Origin of the sequence: Sedimenticola selenatireducens DSM 17993 (assembly GCF_000428045.1) — a bacterium.
Lineage (GTDB): Bacteria > Pseudomonadota > Gammaproteobacteria > Chromatiales > Chromatiaceae > Sedimenticola > Sedimenticola selenatireducens.
Window position 1 is genome coordinate 171784 of record NZ_ATZE01000002.1, and the last position, 17158, is coordinate 188941.

General features: G+C 56.4%; 14 protein-coding genes. 12 read left to right on the forward strand and 2 right to left on the reverse strand.

Translation table 11 applies throughout. The annotated features are described in order from the left end of the window. Nucleotides 1-66: 66 nt before the first annotated feature. A complete protein-coding gene (locus A3GO_RS0102560; protein WP_029132073.1) occupies nt 67-645 on the reverse strand; it encodes a superoxide dismutase in 579 nt (192 codons plus the stop codon). Between the two features lie 242 nt (nt 646-887). Here A3GO_RS0102560 and A3GO_RS0102565 point away from each other — a divergent pair, with 242 nt between their 5' ends. The 3 genes from A3GO_RS0102565 to grxD all read left to right on the forward strand — a co-directional run bounded on the left by A3GO_RS0102565 (nt 888) and on the right by grxD (nt 3606). Beyond that, the gene (locus tag A3GO_RS0102565; RefSeq protein ID WP_029132074.1) at nt 888-2669 is read left to right on the forward strand and encodes an N-acetylglutaminylglutamine amidotransferase; all 1782 of its coding nucleotides are present in this window, start codon (nt 888-890) and stop codon (nt 2667-2669) included. Nucleotides 2670-2719: 50 nt separating this feature from the next. Then, nucleotides 2720-3169, forward strand: a complete 450-nt coding sequence (locus A3GO_RS0102570) for a CopD family protein (protein ID WP_029132075.1) — start codon at nt 2720-2722, stop codon at nt 3167-3169. Nucleotides 3170-3288: 119 nt separating this feature from the next. Beyond that, on the forward strand, nt 3289-3606 hold the full coding sequence (gene grxD, locus A3GO_RS0102575; protein WP_029132076.1) for a Grx4 family monothiol glutaredoxin: 318 nt from the start codon (nt 3289-3291) through the stop codon (nt 3604-3606). A gap of 272 nt (nt 3607-3878) precedes the next feature. Here the strand turns inward: grxD and rnt are convergent, their stop codons facing one another. Beyond that, nucleotides 3879-4541, reverse strand: coding sequence for a ribonuclease T (gene rnt, locus A3GO_RS0102585; protein WP_029132078.1), 663 nt, complete (start codon nt 4539-4541; stop codon nt 3879-3881). 188 nt (nt 4542-4729) lie between these two features. Here rnt and A3GO_RS0102595 point away from each other — a divergent pair, with 188 nt between their 5' ends. The 9 genes from A3GO_RS0102595 to A3GO_RS0102635 all read left to right on the forward strand — a co-directional run bounded on the left by A3GO_RS0102595 (nt 4730) and on the right by A3GO_RS0102635 (nt 17053). Then, on the forward strand, nt 4730-5611 hold the full coding sequence (locus A3GO_RS0102595) for a TraB/GumN family protein (protein WP_051301763.1): 882 nt from the start codon (nt 4730-4732) through the stop codon (nt 5609-5611). A gap of 119 nt (nt 5612-5730) precedes the next feature. After that, nucleotides 5731-6453 (forward strand): MlaA family lipoprotein, encoded by a 723-nt coding sequence (locus tag A3GO_RS0102600; protein ID WP_051301764.1) that lies wholly within the window; start codon nt 5731-5733, stop codon nt 6451-6453. 487 nt (nt 6454-6940) lie between these two features. Beyond that, complete coding sequence (locus A3GO_RS0102605) at nt 6941-7270, forward strand: sulfur globule family protein (RefSeq protein ID WP_029132081.1); 330 nt, start codon at nt 6941-6943, stop codon at nt 7268-7270. A gap of 163 nt (nt 7271-7433) precedes the next feature. After that, nucleotides 7434-7997 carry a sulfur globule family protein gene (locus A3GO_RS26325; RefSeq protein ID WP_084609693.1) on the forward strand — a complete coding sequence of 188 codons (564 nt, stop codon included), beginning with the start codon at nt 7434-7436 and terminating at the stop codon, nt 7995-7997. A gap of 499 nt (nt 7998-8496) precedes the next feature. Then, nucleotides 8497-11148 carry a pyruvate dehydrogenase (acetyl-transferring), homodimeric type gene (aceE, locus tag A3GO_RS0102615; RefSeq protein WP_037374574.1) on the forward strand — a complete coding sequence of 884 codons (2652 nt, stop codon included), beginning with the start codon at nt 8497-8499 and terminating at the stop codon, nt 11146-11148. Nucleotides 11149-11209: 61 nt separating this feature from the next. Further along, nucleotides 11210-12619, forward strand: a complete 1410-nt coding sequence (locus A3GO_RS0102620) for a dihydrolipoyllysine-residue acetyltransferase (protein WP_029132083.1) — start codon at nt 11210-11212, stop codon at nt 12617-12619. Between the two features lie 312 nt (nt 12620-12931). Beyond that, the gene (gene lpdA / locus A3GO_RS0102625) at nt 12932-14386 is read left to right on the forward strand and encodes a dihydrolipoyl dehydrogenase (protein ID WP_051301765.1); all 1455 of its coding nucleotides are present in this window, start codon (nt 12932-12934) and stop codon (nt 14384-14386) included. A gap of 90 nt (nt 14387-14476) precedes the next feature. After that, nucleotides 14477-15256 (forward strand): alpha/beta fold hydrolase, encoded by a 780-nt coding sequence (locus A3GO_RS0102630; protein ID WP_029132085.1) that lies wholly within the window; start codon nt 14477-14479, stop codon nt 15254-15256. 159 nt (nt 15257-15415) lie between these two features. Beyond that, nucleotides 15416-17053, forward strand: coding sequence for an ATP-binding protein (locus A3GO_RS0102635; RefSeq protein ID WP_029132086.1), 1638 nt, complete (start codon nt 15416-15418; stop codon nt 17051-17053). Nucleotides 17054-17158 lie beyond the last annotated feature (105 nt).

The following is a 17158-nucleotide window of genomic DNA, read 5'->3' on the forward strand; positions in this document are numbered from 1 at the left end:
CACCGTGTTTTACAGGCGTAGTGCCTCCCCCTGGATGGGGGAGGCGGGCAGGGCTTGCAAGGTGGTTCAGCCGGCAAAATTGGCCGAGACATACTCCCAGTTCACGATGCCCCAGATCGACTCCAGGTATTTGGGCCGGGCATTACGGTAGTCGATGTAGTAGGCGTGCTCCCATACATCGATGGTAAGAAGTGGTGTCTTGCCGTCCGTCATCGGGTTGGCCGCGTTCGAGGTATTGACGATTTCCAGACCACCGGCGCTGTTCTTGACCAGCCAGGTCCAGCCGGAACCGAAATTGCCTGCGGCGGAGGCCGAAAACTGCTTTTTGAACTCATCCATGGAACCGAAAGCGCTGTTGATGGCAGCCGCCAGTTCACTCCCGGGAGCGGCTCCGCCCGGACAGAGGCAGTTCCAGTAAAAGGTGTGATTCCAGATCTGGGCGGCGTTATTGAACAGTCCGCCGGAGGCTTTCATGATGATCTCTTCGAGAGATGCATTTTCAAAATCGCTACCCTTTACCAGATTGTTCAGATTGGTCACATAGGTCTGATGATGCTTGCCGTAATGGTATTCCAGGGTCTCTTTTGAGAGCACCGGCTCCAGTGCGTCCTGTGCGTAGGGTAAGGGTGGGAGTTCATGTGCCATGGTATATCTTCCTTAATTGGGTTTGGTGATTGAAAATTAAAATTGTAATAACATAGTATTTTACTTGGTATTGTAATACCAGCCTTAATTTTGATTCAAGGCCATCCCTTGATTAAGCATAGCTATAGTGTGTGGATGCCCCAAGGGCAAGGTTATAATGGTGTAGCAAACAGGCGTCAGGGGACGGGGTTCGTCAGGTCCCCGTATACTTCTTGACAGCATGACAGGACAGGAAACAGTTAATGTGTGGAATATGTGGTGAGTTGCGTCTTGATGGTGGGCGGCCTGATCTGGGGGCGATTTCCAGAATGACGGCCCGGCTGGACCGGCGTGGGCCTGATCATGAGGGGAGCTATAGTGATGGGCCGCTGGCCTTCGGACATCGGCGTCTGGCCATTATCGATCTCTCCGAGCGGGCCAATCAGCCCATGGTGGATCAGGAGTTGGGTCTGGCGCTGGTATTCAACGGCACGATCTACAACTATCCGGCGCTGCGAGAGACGCTGAAGCAGAAGGGTTATCACTTCTATTCGGATGGCGACAGTGAGGTCATACTCAAGGCGTGGCACGCCTGGGGTGATCGCTGTGTCGAGCAGTTGCAGGGGATGTTTGCCTTTGCCATCTGGGATCAGGGCAAAAAACAGCTGTTCATGGCGCGGGACCGGATGGGGATCAAGCCTTTTTACTACAGCCACAGCGATAGTCAGTTCCGGTTCGCATCTAATGTCCAGGCGCTGCTGGCGAGCGGCGGGGTGGATATTTCCCTGGATGCTGTCGCCCTGCATAATCAGTTTACCCTGCACGCGGTAGTGCCCGCGCCACGGACGATCCTTCAGGGCGTGCGCAAGCTGGCGCCGGGCCATTCATTGCTGCTTGACGCCGATGGCAAGCGCACGGAACGTCGTTACTGGCAACTCTCCGCCACCCGCCCGGCCCGGCCGCGCAGTGACGGCGAGTGGCTGGAGTCCATTCATGATGCGTTACGCCTGGCGGTGCATAAGCGTAATAATATATCCGACGTCCCGGTGGGTGTGCTGCTGTCGGGCGGGCTTGATTCCAGTCTGCTGGTGGCACTGCTGGCGGAGTCGGGGGTCTCGGATTTGCGTACCTTTTCGGTGGGGTTTGAGGATCATCCGGATGAGAAGGGGAGTGAGTTTGAATATTCCGACCAGGTGGTGGAACGCTACGGAACTACCCATCACAAGTACCTGATACCGAACGAGGAGGTGCTGAAGCGTCTGCCGGAGGCGGTGGATGCGATGGCGGAACCGATGTTCGGCCAGGATGCGGTGGCCTTTTACCTGCTGTCGGAACAGGTTTCAAAACAGATCAAGGTGGTCCAGTCCGGTCAGGGTGCCGATGAGGTATTTGGCGGATACTTCTGGTACTCGCGCATGATGGCCGAGCAACAGGGATCGCCGGTTGAGCGGTTTGCCCGTCACTATTTCGACCGGGATCATGAGGAGTATCTGCGCATGGTCACGGCCGAATACCGGGGTGATGATTACACCAGTCAGCATATCGCCGAGTTGCTCGGTGAACCGGGGGCGGACAGCTTCATGGATGCGGTGCTGCGCATGGATGTCACTACCCTGATCGTGGATGACCCGGTCAAGCGGGTCGATAATATGACCATGGCCTGGGGTCTGGAGGCGCGGGTACCGTTTCTCGATCAACAGCTGGTGGAGCTGGCGGCACAATGTCCGCCTGAGCTGAAGCTGCGCGAGGGGGGGAAATACCCGTTGAAGGCGATGGCCAGAGGGATCTTGCCCGATTCGGTGATTGACCGGCCAAAAGGCTACTTCCCCATGCCGGCGCTAAAGTATGTCCGGGGTGACTTTCTCCACTTTATGCGGGATATTCTGGAATCAGCTGCCTGTCGACAGCGAGGTCTCTATTCCCGCGCCTATGTCGATTTGTTGCTCTCTGCGCCCGAGATGCACCACACCCGGCTGGTCGGGAGTAAGCTCTGGCACCTTGCGCTGCTCGAATACTGGTTGCAGCGCAATGTGGACGGCCGGTAGTCCAGGCGGTAATTGATTAATATTTCACCAAGGATTGAGGGATACAGGTTATGTTTTCAGCCATTTTAACGTTACATCTGCTGGGCGTGGTGGTCTGGGTTGGCGGTATGTTTTTTGCCCACATGGCGCTGCGTCCGGCGGCTATCGAGGTGCTGGAACCACCGCAGCGGCTACCCCTGATGAAGCGTACTCTGGATCGTTTCTTCCCCTGGGTCTGGGTTGCCATCGTTCTGATACTGGCCAGCGGATATGGTATTTTGCTTGGGATACTGGGCACTCAGGCCGGCATCCATGTGCACATCATGCACGCCATTGCCCTGATTATGGTGGCGGTGTTCTGTTATATCTACTTCCTGCCGTACAAACAGATGGGGCGAGCCTTGCAGGATGGAGACCTCCCCGGGGCAGGTGCACAGCTGGTGATTATTCGCCGGATGATCGGTATTAATCTGGTGCTTGGATTGGCCACTACGATCATTGGTACTGCCAAGCCATTTTGATCCGTCGGGTCGGATAATTGGAACATGCCGCGCACTGCCGGGGGGTGGGTGCCGGTCTTGAAATTAACCATGGGTGACCCAATATGCCGCCCAGAGTGAGTTTAACATAGAGGTGAATGATGGACGTTTTGGAGCGAATCAAAGAGCAGGTTGAGAACAACCCGATAGTGCTTTATATGAAGGGGACTCCGCAGTTCCCCCAGTGTGGGTTCTCATCCCGCGCCGCGGCGGCACTGCAGGATTGCGGCGTAGAGTTCGCTTACGTCAATGTGCTGTCGGACCCGGAGATTTTTGAGAATCTTCCCCGTTATGCTGATTGGCCGACTTTTCCGCAACTCTATATCAAGGGTGAACTGGTGGGCGGGTGCGACATTACCCTGGAACTGCACCAGACCGGCGAGCTGCAGAAAATGACAGCAGAGGCCGCCGGCAAGTAAACGCCGATGGCCGAAAAAAAGGCTCCGCCCTGAAGCCAGAAAAAACCGGCGCGCAGTAATGCGCAGCCGGTTTTTTATCCAGGGATGGATTTATAACGCGGAGCACACGACTCCAGGGATGGAGGAGGTAGAGCAAAGCACACCGCCAGGGAGGGCGGTGGTAGACAGCGTCGGGAACTGGCTGTCGAGGAAGCCAGAGCCGAGGGATGTGTGGGAGCGTATTTATCCGGGGATGGAGTGATAGTGAGGATTCCTGGGAACGGGGAGGGGATCTATCCCGGAATGATCGTTTTGCTCTCCTGCAGCCAAGGATACTCGGTGGCCTGCTGTTGCCACTGATTGACTATCCGGCAGAACAGCTCTGCAGTCTTCTCGGTATCATATATGGCTGAATGGGCTTGAGTATTATCCCACTCCAGACCGGCTGCCATGGCGGCTTTTGCGAGCACGGTCTGACCGAAGGCCAATCCCGAGAGTGAAACCGTGTCAAAGGTGCTGAAGGGGTGGAATGGGTTGCGTTTGATGCCGGCGCGTGCCACCGCCGCATTCAGAAAACCCAGGTCGAAAAAGGCGTTGTGGCCGACCAGGATCGCACGATTGCAGCCACTGGCCTTAACAGCCTTGCGAATCGGCGTAAAGATCTCGTTCAGTGCCTGCTGTTCCGGCAGTGCATTGCGAAACGGATGATCAGGGTCGATGCCGTTGAATTCCAGCGCTTTGGGTTCCAGGTTGGCTCCGGGAAAGGGCGCGACATGGCGGGCGTGACAAGGCGTGGTGTGGAGTCGGCCGCTTTCATCCATGACCAGGATGACGGCGGCGATCTCCAGCAAGGCGTCTGTCTCGGCATTGAAGCCGGCGGTCTCCACATCAACAACCACGGGAAGAAAACCACGAAAGCGTTGTGCGATGGCCGGATTGAATGGGTAGTCGGTCATAGCGGCACAGGATAAAGGAATCGGCCCCGGTTTTCGATCAGAACATCCAGTGATCGCGAAAATGGCGGCCCATATCCCGGCGGGTTTTATTCGGAATGGTGGTGTTAAGGAAAATCCTCGGCATCAGTTGCTCCGAGCGCCTATCCTGATTCATAGAGGTGACCCGGATTGCGATAGGAAGTAATTGTATGAAACGGCAGTTTTGCAGTCTGTTGATGCTGTTGATGGTGTTTGCTGCCTGGATGGCGCCCGCCTGTGGTGACGAACTCCCCTTCGGGCAAGGAGTGCTGTTCCATATTGAGAAAGACGGGGAGTCTGCCGGCTATCTGTTCGGTACGATACATTCCGAGGATCAACGGGTGCTTGCCTTGCCTGAGCCGGTGGAGAGGGCGTTTATCGAGTCGCCCCGATTGTACGTTGAAGTGGATATGGATGCCGCCAATATGCTTGCCTCCGTAGCGGGTATGCTACTGGATGACGGGAGAGAAATAACCGACCTCCTTGAGCCATCCCTGTATCAACAGACGGTGAGGGCCGCTGCACAACTGGGTCTTCCCGAGGTGGCGCTGCGACACTACAAGCCCTGGGCTCTGGCGATGCTGCTGAGTCTTCCGCCTGCCGAAACAGGACGATTTCTTGATCTTGTGCTCTATCAGCGGGCCAGGACGCTAAATAAAGAGGTCACAGGCCTCGAGACAATTCGCGAGCAGATGGACCTGTTTGACACCTTGTCCGAGGATGAACAGATTAATTTGTTACGTGATGCGTTAAATAATCTTGATCAGCTGCCGACAATCTTTCAGGCGCTACTCGAACGCTACCTCAAGCAGGACCTTCAGGGATTGGTGGAGATCAACCAGCAGTTGCTCGATTCGAGTGCCTCGGAACTGGCTGATCGGTTCCAGGTCAAGGCGGTTGACGAGCGGAATCAACGTATGGTTGAGAGGTTGGTAGCGCCTCTGGCACAGGGTGGTGCTTTTATTGCGGTGGGTGCCCTGCATCTTCCGGGTGAACAGGGCATGCTAAGGATGCTGGAAAGGCGCGGGTACCGGATCGTCAGAAAATACTGATAATTCAGTTTATGGGTGTGCCATATAGTCAGATATGATAAATTCCGCCTCTGTTTGGGGAATCTTCTGTACAAAATCTGATATAAGTCAAACGAGTTGATCTGTTAAGGATAAGAAAAATGAAGGGTGAGCGTCTTTTCAGGCAGTTGAGAGTTACACTGCTTACGCTGATGGCGGTTGTACTGTCCGGCTGCGCAACGACGGGTGATTATCAGGATCCACGTGATCCGATTGAAGGCTTCAACCGGGCGATGTACTCGTTTAATGACGGGCTGGATAATATCCTGATGAAGCCGTTGGCCAAAGGGTACAAGGCGATTACTCCTGCTCCGGTGGACACGGGCATCAGCAACTTCTTCGGCAATCTGGCTGATGTCGGCTCTGCGATCAATAACCTGTTGCAGTTCAAACTGGAGCGTGCCGCCACTGATGTAGGGAGGGTTCTGGTAAACTCCACCATCGGACTGCTCGGCTTCATTGATGTAGCCAGCAATATGAATATGCAGAAGTATGGAGAGGATTTCGGCCAGACCATGGGCGCCTGGGGTATGGATCCTGGCCCCTACATCGTGCTGCCGTTCTTCGGTCCGAGTAACGGACGCGATACCGTGGGTCTGGTTGTTGACTGGTATACCGATCCGGTGCGTTATGTTAAACCCAACCACTGGCGCTACAGTCTGATCGGTTTACGGGCCATTGATACCCGTGCGGATCTGCTCAGTGCCAGCCGGGTGCTGGAGGAAGCGGCCCTGGACCCTTATGAATTCCAGCGCGACGCTTATCTGCAGAAACGTCGCCATGACGTCTATGATGGCGCACCCCCTCCAGAACCGATGGAATAAAGCCGCCAATAATCCCGAAACCCCTTCGATCCAGAAGGGGTTTTTTTATGGCTCTGTCCCAATTATGTGTTGGTGTTGTTTTGGCTTGGCTTGGCTTGGCTTGGCTTGGCTTGGCGATTCGCCCGGTAGGAGCGGCGCCTCGCCGCGAATTCGGCCCGGGGCGGGCCTCCTGCAGATCAAACCCCTCTCCGGCGGCCAGGCGTAGCGGTAGGAGTGGCTTCAGTCGCGAATTTCGCGGATAAATCCGCTTCTACAAAAAGGCCACCTCTCATACAACAGGTAACTGGGACAGAGCCTTTTTTATGTGTGAAAAGAAAATGTGATTGGTATCCCGGGATTGAATAAATAAAAATATTTTATATATAGATAATTATTTACAATTATGCAGTTTAAGTAAATTCTAATATTCTTATCACCAAGAAAGCAATGCAGTAATCAGGCTTTCTGTTGGAGATAGAAACGAATTCAAATTTACGGAGAGTTTACGATGAACAAAATTGTTAAAGCTGCCGCAATCGCTGCCTTGTTGGCTTCTTCTGCTTCTGCTTCCGCCTGGTGGGGTGGTCCCTGGGGCGGTGGTCCCTGGAATGGCATGGGTGACGGTTTTGGTGATGGCGCTGGTGACTTCAACATGAATTTCAGTGGTCGCAGCAATGTCTACGGAACCGGCAGAGGCTACGGTTATAACAATCCGTACTACGGCTATGCGCCCTATGGCTACGCCCCCTATGGTGCTCCCTATGGTTACGCCCCGTACGGTTATCCGGTTGCGCCGGTAGCCCCTCAGGCTGCCCCTGCCCCCGCCCCTGCGAAATAAGTTAGGGTCGAGAGACAGATAACCCTCCAGGGAAGGGTGAGGTACAGGGACGTACCCGATTACTTTAAACAGTCCTTTTCACGCGCGGCACGATCTGGAGTTTCAAGGGGTCACTGCAGGCAGCGGTTGGGGGTTGAGTGTAAACAACGGAAGGATTTTGATTATGAAAAAGATTGCTACTCTGGTCGCGGCTGCGGCTCTTTCAACGGTATCCATGACTGCCAGTGCCTGGTGGGGCGGACCGTTTAATGGTCTGGGCGATGGCTTCGGAAATGGTGATGCTTCATTCAGCATGAATTTCAGCGGTCGCAGTCGTTTTTCAGGCTATGGTGATGGCTATGGTTATAACCAGCCGTACTATGGATATCCTTACCAGGGTGCCTACGCCCCGGTCGCTCCGCTGACCGAAGATCAGCAGCAAGCGATGGAGCAACAGCAACGGGCCTTTGCAGAACAGCAGGCCAAGGCGATGCAGGATGCTGTGGAGGCGCAACGCAAATTTGCTGAAGAGTTCACCATGCAGCCTCAGCCGTTTGTTGCACCTGATGCAGCCCAGTTCGAACTTCCTGCCGATATCCAGGCCCGTCGTGACGAGATGCAGAAACAGATGGAGGCTCGTCGCGCCGAAATGATGAAGCGCGTCGAGGCACAGCGTGCTTCTGCCAAAGCGCAGCAGGATGCCGTACGCAAGGAGATGGAAGCGCGTCATACCGCCCGCGATATCTGATCCCGCACTTGCTGCAGGGGCGACTCCCTGTAGCGACATCCATGAAGCACCCGCAGTGATCACTGCGGGTGCTTTTTTTGTCCAGGGATGGACTTATGCCACGAAGCACAAGGGTGTGCGAGAGTGGCTTTTTCCAGGGATGGACTTATGCCGCGAAGCACAGCGGGTAGGATGGGCAAAGCCTGCGTGCCCATCAACTCCTCTGACTGCGCGGCCCTTTTCCTCTCCGTTCATCCTGCTTGCGCTGCTAGAAAATTCACAAGCCACTCCGGTTCCTCTTTCTCCGTATAAACACCCATCGTCAATGCTCAATGCACATAGTGAGCTCGCCCTGGATTGCGGTTGATCGGATTTGAGTGAATCCTGTATATTTGTTTCCACAATATAAAGTATTGATTTACTCAATAGTAATGCCCGGTTTAATAGTTTCCTTCGTAACTGCCCGGGTATTTCTCTAAAACAATGGGTTTATGCACTGAAGAAAAAGAGAGCGTGTTCTATGAAGCCGGATATTGATCCTGAAGAGACCCGTGAGTGGCTGGAGGCCCTTGAGGCCGTCCTGGAGAACGAAGGGACCGAACGGGCCCACTACCTGATCGAGAGCCTGATCGACAAGGCACGTCGGTCAGGTGCCTATCTCCCCTACAGCGCCAACACCGCCTATGTTAATACCATCCCTGTGACCAAGCAGAAACGCTTTGCCGGGGATCCCGCGATGGAGCGCCGCATCCGCTCCTTCATTCGCTGGAATGCCATGGCAATGGTGGTGCAGGCCAATCGGCTGAGTCCGGAACTGGGTGGACACATCTCCAGTTTCGCCTCGGCCGCCACGCTGTATGACGTTGCTTTCAATCACTTCTTTCATGCCCGCAGTGATTCCCGAGACGGTGATCTGGTTTTTTTCCAGGGTCACTCCGCGCCGGGGATCTATGCCCGGGCCTTCCTTGAGGGGCGCCTCAGTGAAGAGGATCTCTATGGATTCCGCCAGGAGTCCGAGGGTGAAGGACTCTCCTCTTATCCACACCCCTGGCTGATGCCCGGTTTCTGGCAGTTTCCCACGGTATCCATGGGGCTGGGCCCCCTGATGGCGATCTACCAGGCGAGATTTATGCGCTATCTCCATGATCGGGGCATTGTCAGTACAGAGAAGCGCAAGGTGTGGGCCTTCATGGGTGATGGGGAGAGCGACGAGCCGGAATCACTGGGAGCCATATCCCTGGCGGGCCGAGAGCGCCTGGATAACCTGATTTTCGTGGTGAACTGTAATCTGCAACGGCTTGACGGGCCGGTACGGGGAAACGGCAAGATTATCCAGGAGCTTGAGGGGGTGTTCCGGGGAGCCGGCTGGAACGTCATCAAGGTGATCTGGGGCGGCTACTGGGATCCCCTGCTGGCGCGGGACAAGCAAGGGTTGCTGCAGAAGCGCATGGAAGAGGCAGTGGATGGCGATTACCAGACCTACAAGGCGAAAGGCGGTGCCTACACAAGGGAGCACTTTTTCGGCAAGTACCCGGAACTGGCCGATATGGTGGCCAACATGACTGATGAGGATATCTGGCGCCTGAATCGGGGCGGCCACGATCCCTACAAGATCTACGCCGCCTACGCGGCCGCCATGCAGCATACCGGGCAGCCGACGGTTATCCTGGCCAAGACCGTGAAAGGTTACGGTATGGGCATTGCCGGTGAAGGGCAGAATATCACCCACTCACAGAAGAAGATGGGGGAGGCGGCACTAAAGGCGTTTCGTGATCGCTTCAATATCCCCATCCCGGATGAACAGCTCAACGCCACGCCGTTCTACAAACCGGCGGCAGACAGTCCGGAACTGAAGTATCTGCAGGAGCGACGCGAGGCATTGGGCGGCTACCTGCCGGCTCGCTACGCGAATACCCAACCCCTGGAAGTGCCGTCACTGGAGTTCTTCAAGGTCATGCTGGAGAGCAGCGGCGATCGGGAGATGTCCACCACCATGGCCTTTGTCCGCATCCTGTCGATCCTGATACGTGACAAGCAGGTGGGCAAACGGGTGGTGCCGATTATTCCGGATGAGGCGCGCACCTTCGGAATGGAGGGTATGTTCCGTCAGTTGGGCATCTACTCTTCAGTGGGGCAACTCTATACGCCGGTGGACTCCGATCAGGTGATGTATTACCGGGAGGATAAAAAGGGTCAGATCCTGCAGGAGGGTATCACCGAGGCGGGCGCCATGTCCTCCTGGATAGCGGCGGCTACTTCCTACGCAAATCACGGCATCAGCATGATCCCCTTCTATGCCTACTACTCGATGTTCGGTTTCCAGCGGGTCGGTGACCTGGCCTGGGCGGCAGGTGATATGCAGGCGCGTGGATTTCTGATCGGTGGCACCGCCGGGCGCACCACGCTGGCGGGCGAGGGGTTGCAGCATCAGGACGGCCATAGCCATCTGCAGGCCGCAACCATTCCAAACTGTGTTGCCTATGATCCGGCCTTTGCCTATGAACTGACCGTAATCATCCAGGACGGTCTGCGGCGCATGTATCAGGAGCAGGAGAATCTATTCTATTACATCACCGTAATGAACGAGAACTACCACCAGCCGGCCATGCCGGAAGGGGTTGAGCAGGGGATTGTCAAGGGTATGTACCGCTACCAGTCGACCGGGCGCAAGAAGAAGCAGCGGGTACAGCTGCTGGGGAGCGGCACCATTCTCAGGGAAGTGCTGGCCGCCGCTGAACTGCTGGAGCAGGACTTTGCTATCTCATCCGATGTCTGGAGTGTGACCAGTTTCAATGAGCTGCGGCGCGCCGGACTCGAGGTTGATCGTTGGAACATGCTTCATCCGGAGGAGACGCCCAGAGTCAATTATGTTGCCGAACAACTGGGTGACCAGTCCGGCCCGGTGGTTGCCGCGACGGATTATATTCGCAGCTACGCGGATCAGATTCGGCCTTTTGTGCCGGGCACCTACCGTGTGCTCGGCACGGATGGCTATGGTCGCAGCGACACGCGCAGCCAGTTGCGAAAGTTCTTTGAGGTGAACCGCTACTACATCGTTGTGGCGGCACTCAAGGCGCTTGCGGATGATGGGGGTATCAAGGAGGCGGAGGTGAGCAAGGCGATCAAGAAATACCGAATCGATCCTGAAAAACCCAATCCCCTGACGGTATGACTCGTGGATACCCGTCTGAACTGAGCTGTAACAGGCATTGCGAACAATCTGGAGGCCCGCTGTGGCGAGTGAAATAAAAGAACTGGTGCCGGATATTGGAGATTTTTCCGGTGTTGAGGTAATTGAGGTGCTGGTCTCGGAGGGGGACCGTATTCAGGTGGAGGACTCCCTGGTTACCCTGGAGAGCGACAAGGCAACGATGGAGATTCCGGCCGCCCACGCTGGTGTGGTCAAGTCGGTCAAGGTCAAGGTTGGCGACACCATCAGCGAGGGGGATCTGCTGTTGACGCTTGAGGCGGCTGAGTCCGGTGAGTCGGATCAGGAGAAGCGCGCCGCCAGGGATGATCAGGCGGGAGCGGCTGACGCGGAGGAGGATAAGCAGGCGGATGAGTCGGGCGGTAAAGATGCCCCCGCTCACGGGTCGGAGTCCTCCCTAGAGCATGCCGTAGAGGAGCGGGATGAAGAGGAATCACCGGGTGAGCAGAAACCACCCGAGCGGCTACCCGGGGACAAGGCGCAACGGCAGCCACCAGTAAGGCATGCCGAGTCGGATGTACCAACCGGCGTGGCCCATGCCAGCCCGTCTATTCGCAGTTTTGCCCGTGAGTTGGGTGTGGATCTGGCGCAGGTTACCGGCACGGGTCGAAAGGGGCGAATCACCAAGCCCGATGTGCAGAACTATATCAAGCAGAAACTGCAGGCAAGCAGTCCGGCGGTGGCCGCAGTGGGTGGGTTGCGTCTGCCGGCAGTACCGGAGATCGACTTCACCCAATTCGGTGAGGTGGATGTTCAGCCGCTCAGTCGGATCAAGAAGATCAGCGGTAATCACCTGACCGCCTGCTGGTTGAATATCCCCCACGTGACCCAGTTTGACGAGGCGGATATCACCGGGCTGGAGGCGTTCAGGGAAGAGCAGAAGGCGGTTGCCGCAAAACAGGGGATCAAGTTGACCTTCATGCCCTTTTTGATGAAAGCGTGTGTCGGTTGTTTGAAAGAGATGCCTGATTTCAACAGTTCGCTCAGTCCGGACCGGGAGAAACTGATCTACAAGCGCTTCTTCAATATAGGCATTGCTGTGGATACGCCAAACGGCTTGATGGTGCCGGTGATCCGGGATGTGGAGAAGAAATCGATTTTTGAGCTGGCTGCCGAACTGGCCGAGGTGAGCGGGCGGGCCAGGCAGGGCAAGCTTGGACCGGCCGACATGCAGGGCGGCTGTTTCTCCATCTCCAGTCTTGGCGGTATAGGCGGGACGGCGTTTACTCCCATTGTTAACGCACCTGAAGTGGCGATATTGGGTGTGTCGCGTTCATCCATGAAGCCGGTATGGAATGGCAAGAAGTTCAAGCCCCGGCTGATGCTACCTCTATCTCTCTCCTACGATCATCGGGTTATTGATGGTGCGCAGGCGGCGCGCTTTACGGTAGCTCTCTCGGCCCTGTTGTCGGATATTCGTCGCTTGTTGTTGTAGCGAGAGGGTTGCGCTTTTTTAGCGCAGCCTGGATTTTCGGAAATTTATAATTTCAATTTATTGGCAGATAGGCTACTCTTTGCGTGATTTCCAGGTGAAATCAAATAATAGTACGTTTGTCCAATTATTTTTTTATTTATTTTCGGCTTTTTGTTTTTTTCAGGGCTTTTTTAGAAAAACTGCCGGGCCGGATAAGCAGCGGATAGCCCGAATGCCGGGTCTGGGGTCTGTAGTGGAGGATTTTCCGGGGCGGGGCGGATGGGTGATGGTCTATCCTGAATTATTGAATTTGCATAGGGTGAAGCAGAAGAGATGAAAAACGATTCCGGCTCCAATAGCGCCCAGGGCGCGGTAGATATCCAGGCAGAAGTGGTGGTACTCGGTGCGGGTCCGGGTGGCTATACTGCCGCCTTTCGTGCCGCCGACCTGGGTAAAAAAGTGGTTCTCATCGAGAAGCACTCAAACCTGGGCGGAGTCTGCCTGAATGTCGGCTGTATTCCTTCCAAGGCGCTTTTGCACTCGGCAGCAGTCATCAACGAGGCCGCCGAGATAGAGCACATGGGTATCAGCTTCGGCAAACCGAAAATTGACCTGGATAAGATGCGCGCCGGTAAGGAAAAGGTGGTGAGTCGCCTGACCCAGGGACTGGCGGCATTGGCCAAGCAACGCAAGGTCGAGGTGGTCAATGGCTGGGGGCAATTCGACAGCCCGAACCGGATCAGCGTCGATACGGAAAAAGGCAAGGTCACCATCGGTTTCGACAATGCCATCATCGCCTGCGGTTCCCGGCCGGTAGCCATACCCGGTTTCCCCAATGATGACCCCCGGCTGATCAACTCCACCGGCGCCCTGGAACTGGAGGATATTCCCAAGAAGATGCTGGTGGTGGGCGGTGGTATTATCGGCCTGGAGATGGGTACGGTATATGCCACACTGGGCAGTCAGATAGATGTGGTCGAACTGCAATCCAGCCTGATCCCCGGCTGTGATACCGACCTGGTCCGGCCGCTGCAAAAGCGCCTCAAGGATCAGTTCAACAGCATCATGCTGGACACCAAGGTTACCGAGATCAAGGCGCAGAAGGGCGGCCTGAAGGTCAGCTTCGAAGGCAAGAACGCCCCTGAAAAAGCGCTGGTTTACGATAAGGTGCTGGTGGCGGTCGGCCGAGTCCCCAACGGCAAACTGATTGGCGCGGATCTGGCCGGGGTCAAAGTGGATGAGCGTGGCTTCATCGCGGTAGACCAGCACATGCGTACCAATGTGTCCAACATCTACGCCATCGGCGATGTGGTGGGCAATCCGATGTTGGCGCACAAGGCGACCCACGAGGCAAAGGTCGCCGCGGAAGTGATTGCCGGTCATCATGCCCTGTTTGATCCCCTGGCTATCCCCTCGGTGGCCTACACCAATCCGGAGGTCGCCTGGATGGGTCTGACCGAGACCGAAGCCAAGGCGCAGGGCATCGCCTATGAGAAGGCCGCCTTCCCGTGGGCTGCCTCGGGCCGCGCCTTGGGTATCGGTCGTGAAGAGGGGTTGACCAAGTTGCTGTTTGATCCCAAAACCAGACGCATCCTCGGCGCCGGTATCGTAGGCGTGAATGCCGGAGAGCTGATCGGCGAGACGGTGCTGGCGCTGGAGATGGGCGCGGATGCCGAGGATATCGGTCTGACCATTCATCCGCACCCGACCCTGAGTGAGACCATCTGCTTCTCGGCAGAGATGGCGGAAGGCTCCATTACCGACCTGATGCCGCCGAAAAAGAAGTAAACCGGGTTAGCCCTTTCGGCGCAGCGTGTTGCGGGATTCACTCACCCGCAACCCTGCGCCGATACTTTAAATACAGGACCTGTCCAGGCGATGCGACTCCACTATCGGGAATACGGCAGCTATAGCGATCAACATCCGACGCTGATCTTTCTGCACGGCCTGCTGGGCTCCTCCGCCAACTGGCACTCCCTGGCCCGGGGACTTGCCGATACATTCCATATCCTGGTGCCCGACCTGCGCAATCATGGTCGCTCCCCTCATGACGACGATGTCAGCTATGCCGCCCTGGCCAGGGACCTGACACAACTGATTGACGAACAGGGTCTGGAGTCGGCTCTGCTGATCGGGCACAGCATGGGCGGAAAGGCCGCCATGTGGCTGGCGCTGGAGCAATCCGAACTGGTGGCGGGGCTGGTGGTGGTGGATATTGCGCCGGTCGCTTACCCGAACCGCTTCGGTGAGATCTATGAGGCCCTGCATGCCGTTGATCAGGCGCACATCGGCAGTCGGGCGGAAGCCGATGCGATTCTGGCCGGATACCTGGATGAGGAAGCTCTGCGCCAGTTTCTGCTGCAAAATCTTCATCGGGTGGGCGGTGCCTGGGAGTGGCGCATGAATCTCCCCGCCCTCACCCGTGGCATGTCGGAGATTGTCGGCTTTTCCGTGCACAACCAGCTTGCCTATACCGGGCCCACGCTGTTCATCCATGGTGGCCAGTCGGACTATCTGCAGCCGGAGGCGAAACCGGTTATCCGGCGGCTGTTTCCCCATGCCCGTGTGCGCGCCATCCCGCAGGCGGGGCACTGGGTCTATGCCGAGCAGCCCCAGGCGTTTTCTGCCCTGCTGGGTGAGTTCCTGGATAAGTTCTGATCCGTCTTTTTTTCCTCTCTGTCCGCTCAAACCTGCCAATATCAGCCGGTTGGCAGTTAAATAATTCACAACATACCGGCGCAATGTGCGGTATTCTTTAACCCGCAATCTCCCTGAAAAATCAATAAAAGTAGCTAACCAGGAATGGATCCCGTCACTATGGCAAATACAGAGACCTGTATCGGTAAGGTTACCGAAATACGCGAAAATATAATGATCGCCGAACTGACCACCCTGGAGGGCGATGGGTTTCCGGTCGTTTCCACCGACTCCGGTGAAGTGGCCGTTGGGCAGTTGGGCGCCTATCTGATGATCAAGCAGCGGGGCATGGAAGTAGTGACCATGGTGATCAGCGCCGGCCAGGAACACCTGGATTCGGGTGGTACACGGGGCGTGATAACCCTGGTCCCGCTCGGTGAGCTGGATGCGAACAGAAGCTTCCACCGCGGCGTGATTCATTATCCGACCCCCGGTGCGGAAGTGCATGTGGTCCGGCCGGATGAGATCGCGATTCTGTTCAAGAAATTTCAATCCACCGGTTTTGAGCTGGGCTATCTGCCGACCATGCCCTCCATGGGGGTCTGCCTGGACCCCACGGCCCTGTTCGGTCGTCACATGGCGATCCTCGGCCAGTCCGGCGCCGGCAAGTCCTGGTCGGTTGCCAGCATGTTGCAGCGTACCGTTCAGACGATGCCGAAGGCCAAGGTGATCCTGCTGGATCTGCATGGTGAATATGTCTGGGAGGACGGTGATCAGCGACACTCCGCCTTCCGGGAAGGCACTTACCGCTATCTCGATGCGCGTAAGCTGGAGATACCCTACTGGCTCCTCACCTATGGCGAGCTGGTGGACTTGCTGATTGACCGGGACGATGCCAGGGCATCCACCCAGATGGCCTTCCTGCGCGAGGCGCTGTTGATGCTGCGCCGCAAGGCCAACACCGATCTGGAGGATGCCCATATCTCGATCGATTCGCCGGTCTACTTCTCCCTGGCCGAGCTGTTCCATCAGTTCAAGCGGGCCAATGAGCAGGTAATGGATTTCGGCAAGGTGAAGGGGGCGCTCTATGGTCAGTTCGATGAGTTCCTGATCAAACTGCAAAGCCGCTTCAACGATGTGCGTTACGACTTCCTGTTCAAGCCGAAACGGCGCAAGTCATCCGATACCCTGGTGGACCTGCTGCGGGAGTTTGTCGGCCTGGTTGAGCCGCAACGGCAGATCACGGTGATCGACTTCAGTTCGGTGCCGTTTGATGTGCGACCCACGGTATCGGCGCAGATCGGTCGTCTTGCCTTTGAGTTCAACTACTGGAACCCCCAGTCCCGGGAATTCCCCATCCTGCTGGCCTGTGAAGAGGCGCATAACTATATCCCCCGCGAGGCGGGTACCCAGTTCGAGGGTACCCGTCGCTCCATGGAGCGTATCGCCAAGGAGGGTCGAAAATATGGTGTGGGTCTGGCGGTGGTGAGCCAGCGGCCGCATGAATTGTCGGAAACCGTGTTGGCCCAGTGCAGCAGCTTTATCTGCCTGCGGGTAACCAATCCGGAGGATCAACAATACATCCGCGACCTGGTGCCGGATGCGGAATCCAATCTGGTGAATATACTTGCCGCCCTGGGGCGGGGCGAAGCGATGGCGCTGGGGGAGGCGGTACCGCTGCCGACCCGTTTCCAGTTCCATGTGCCGGACCCGGCGCCGAACAGCAACGACATCGACTTCTTCAATATGTGGCGCGACGGGCCGGGCACGGTGGATGTCGAAGCAATTGTGCGGCGCTGGCGCTCCCAGGGGCGCTGAAGGCAGCGCAACCCGGATTAACCGGTGGTAAAAAGGCCGGGTAACTGGGTTATAATGCAACGCTTTCTTGACTGTATTGCCGTATGGTCGGCAGCAATTTACGGA

Excerpts from the sequence above, each read along its gene's own strand:
- A3GO_RS0102560 (WP_029132073.1), bottom strand. The coding sequence starts at position 645 with ATGGCACATGAACTCCCACCCTTACCCTACGCACAGGACGCACTGGAG.
- A3GO_RS0102565 (WP_029132074.1), top strand. The coding sequence starts at position 888 with ATGTGTGGAATATGTGGTGAGTTGCGTCTTGATGGTGGGCGGCCTGAT.
- A3GO_RS0102570 (WP_029132075.1), top strand. The coding sequence starts at position 2,720 with ATGTTTTCAGCCATTTTAACGTTACATCTGCTGGGCGTGGTGGTCTGG.
- grxD (WP_029132076.1), top strand. The coding sequence starts at position 3,289 with ATGGACGTTTTGGAGCGAATCAAAGAGCAGGTTGAGAACAACCCGATA.
- rnt (WP_029132078.1), bottom strand. The coding sequence starts at position 4,541 with ATGACCGACTACCCATTCAATCCGGCCATCGCACAACGCTTTCGTGGT.
- A3GO_RS0102595 (WP_051301763.1), top strand. The coding sequence starts at position 4,730 with ATGAAACGGCAGTTTTGCAGTCTGTTGATGCTGTTGATGGTGTTTGCT.
- A3GO_RS0102600 (WP_051301764.1), top strand. The coding sequence starts at position 5,731 with ATGAAGGGTGAGCGTCTTTTCAGGCAGTTGAGAGTTACACTGCTTACG.
- A3GO_RS0102605 (WP_029132081.1), top strand. The coding sequence starts at position 6,941 with ATGAACAAAATTGTTAAAGCTGCCGCAATCGCTGCCTTGTTGGCTTCT.
- A3GO_RS26325 (WP_084609693.1), top strand. The coding sequence starts at position 7,434 with ATGAAAAAGATTGCTACTCTGGTCGCGGCTGCGGCTCTTTCAACGGTA.
- aceE (WP_037374574.1), top strand. The coding sequence starts at position 8,497 with ATGAAGCCGGATATTGATCCTGAAGAGACCCGTGAGTGGCTGGAGGCC.
- lpdA (WP_051301765.1), top strand. The coding sequence starts at position 12,932 with ATGAAAAACGATTCCGGCTCCAATAGCGCCCAGGGCGCGGTAGATATC.
- A3GO_RS0102630 (WP_029132085.1), top strand. The coding sequence starts at position 14,477 with ATGCGACTCCACTATCGGGAATACGGCAGCTATAGCGATCAACATCCG.
- A3GO_RS0102635 (WP_029132086.1), top strand. The coding sequence starts at position 15,416 with ATGGCAAATACAGAGACCTGTATCGGTAAGGTTACCGAAATACGCGAA.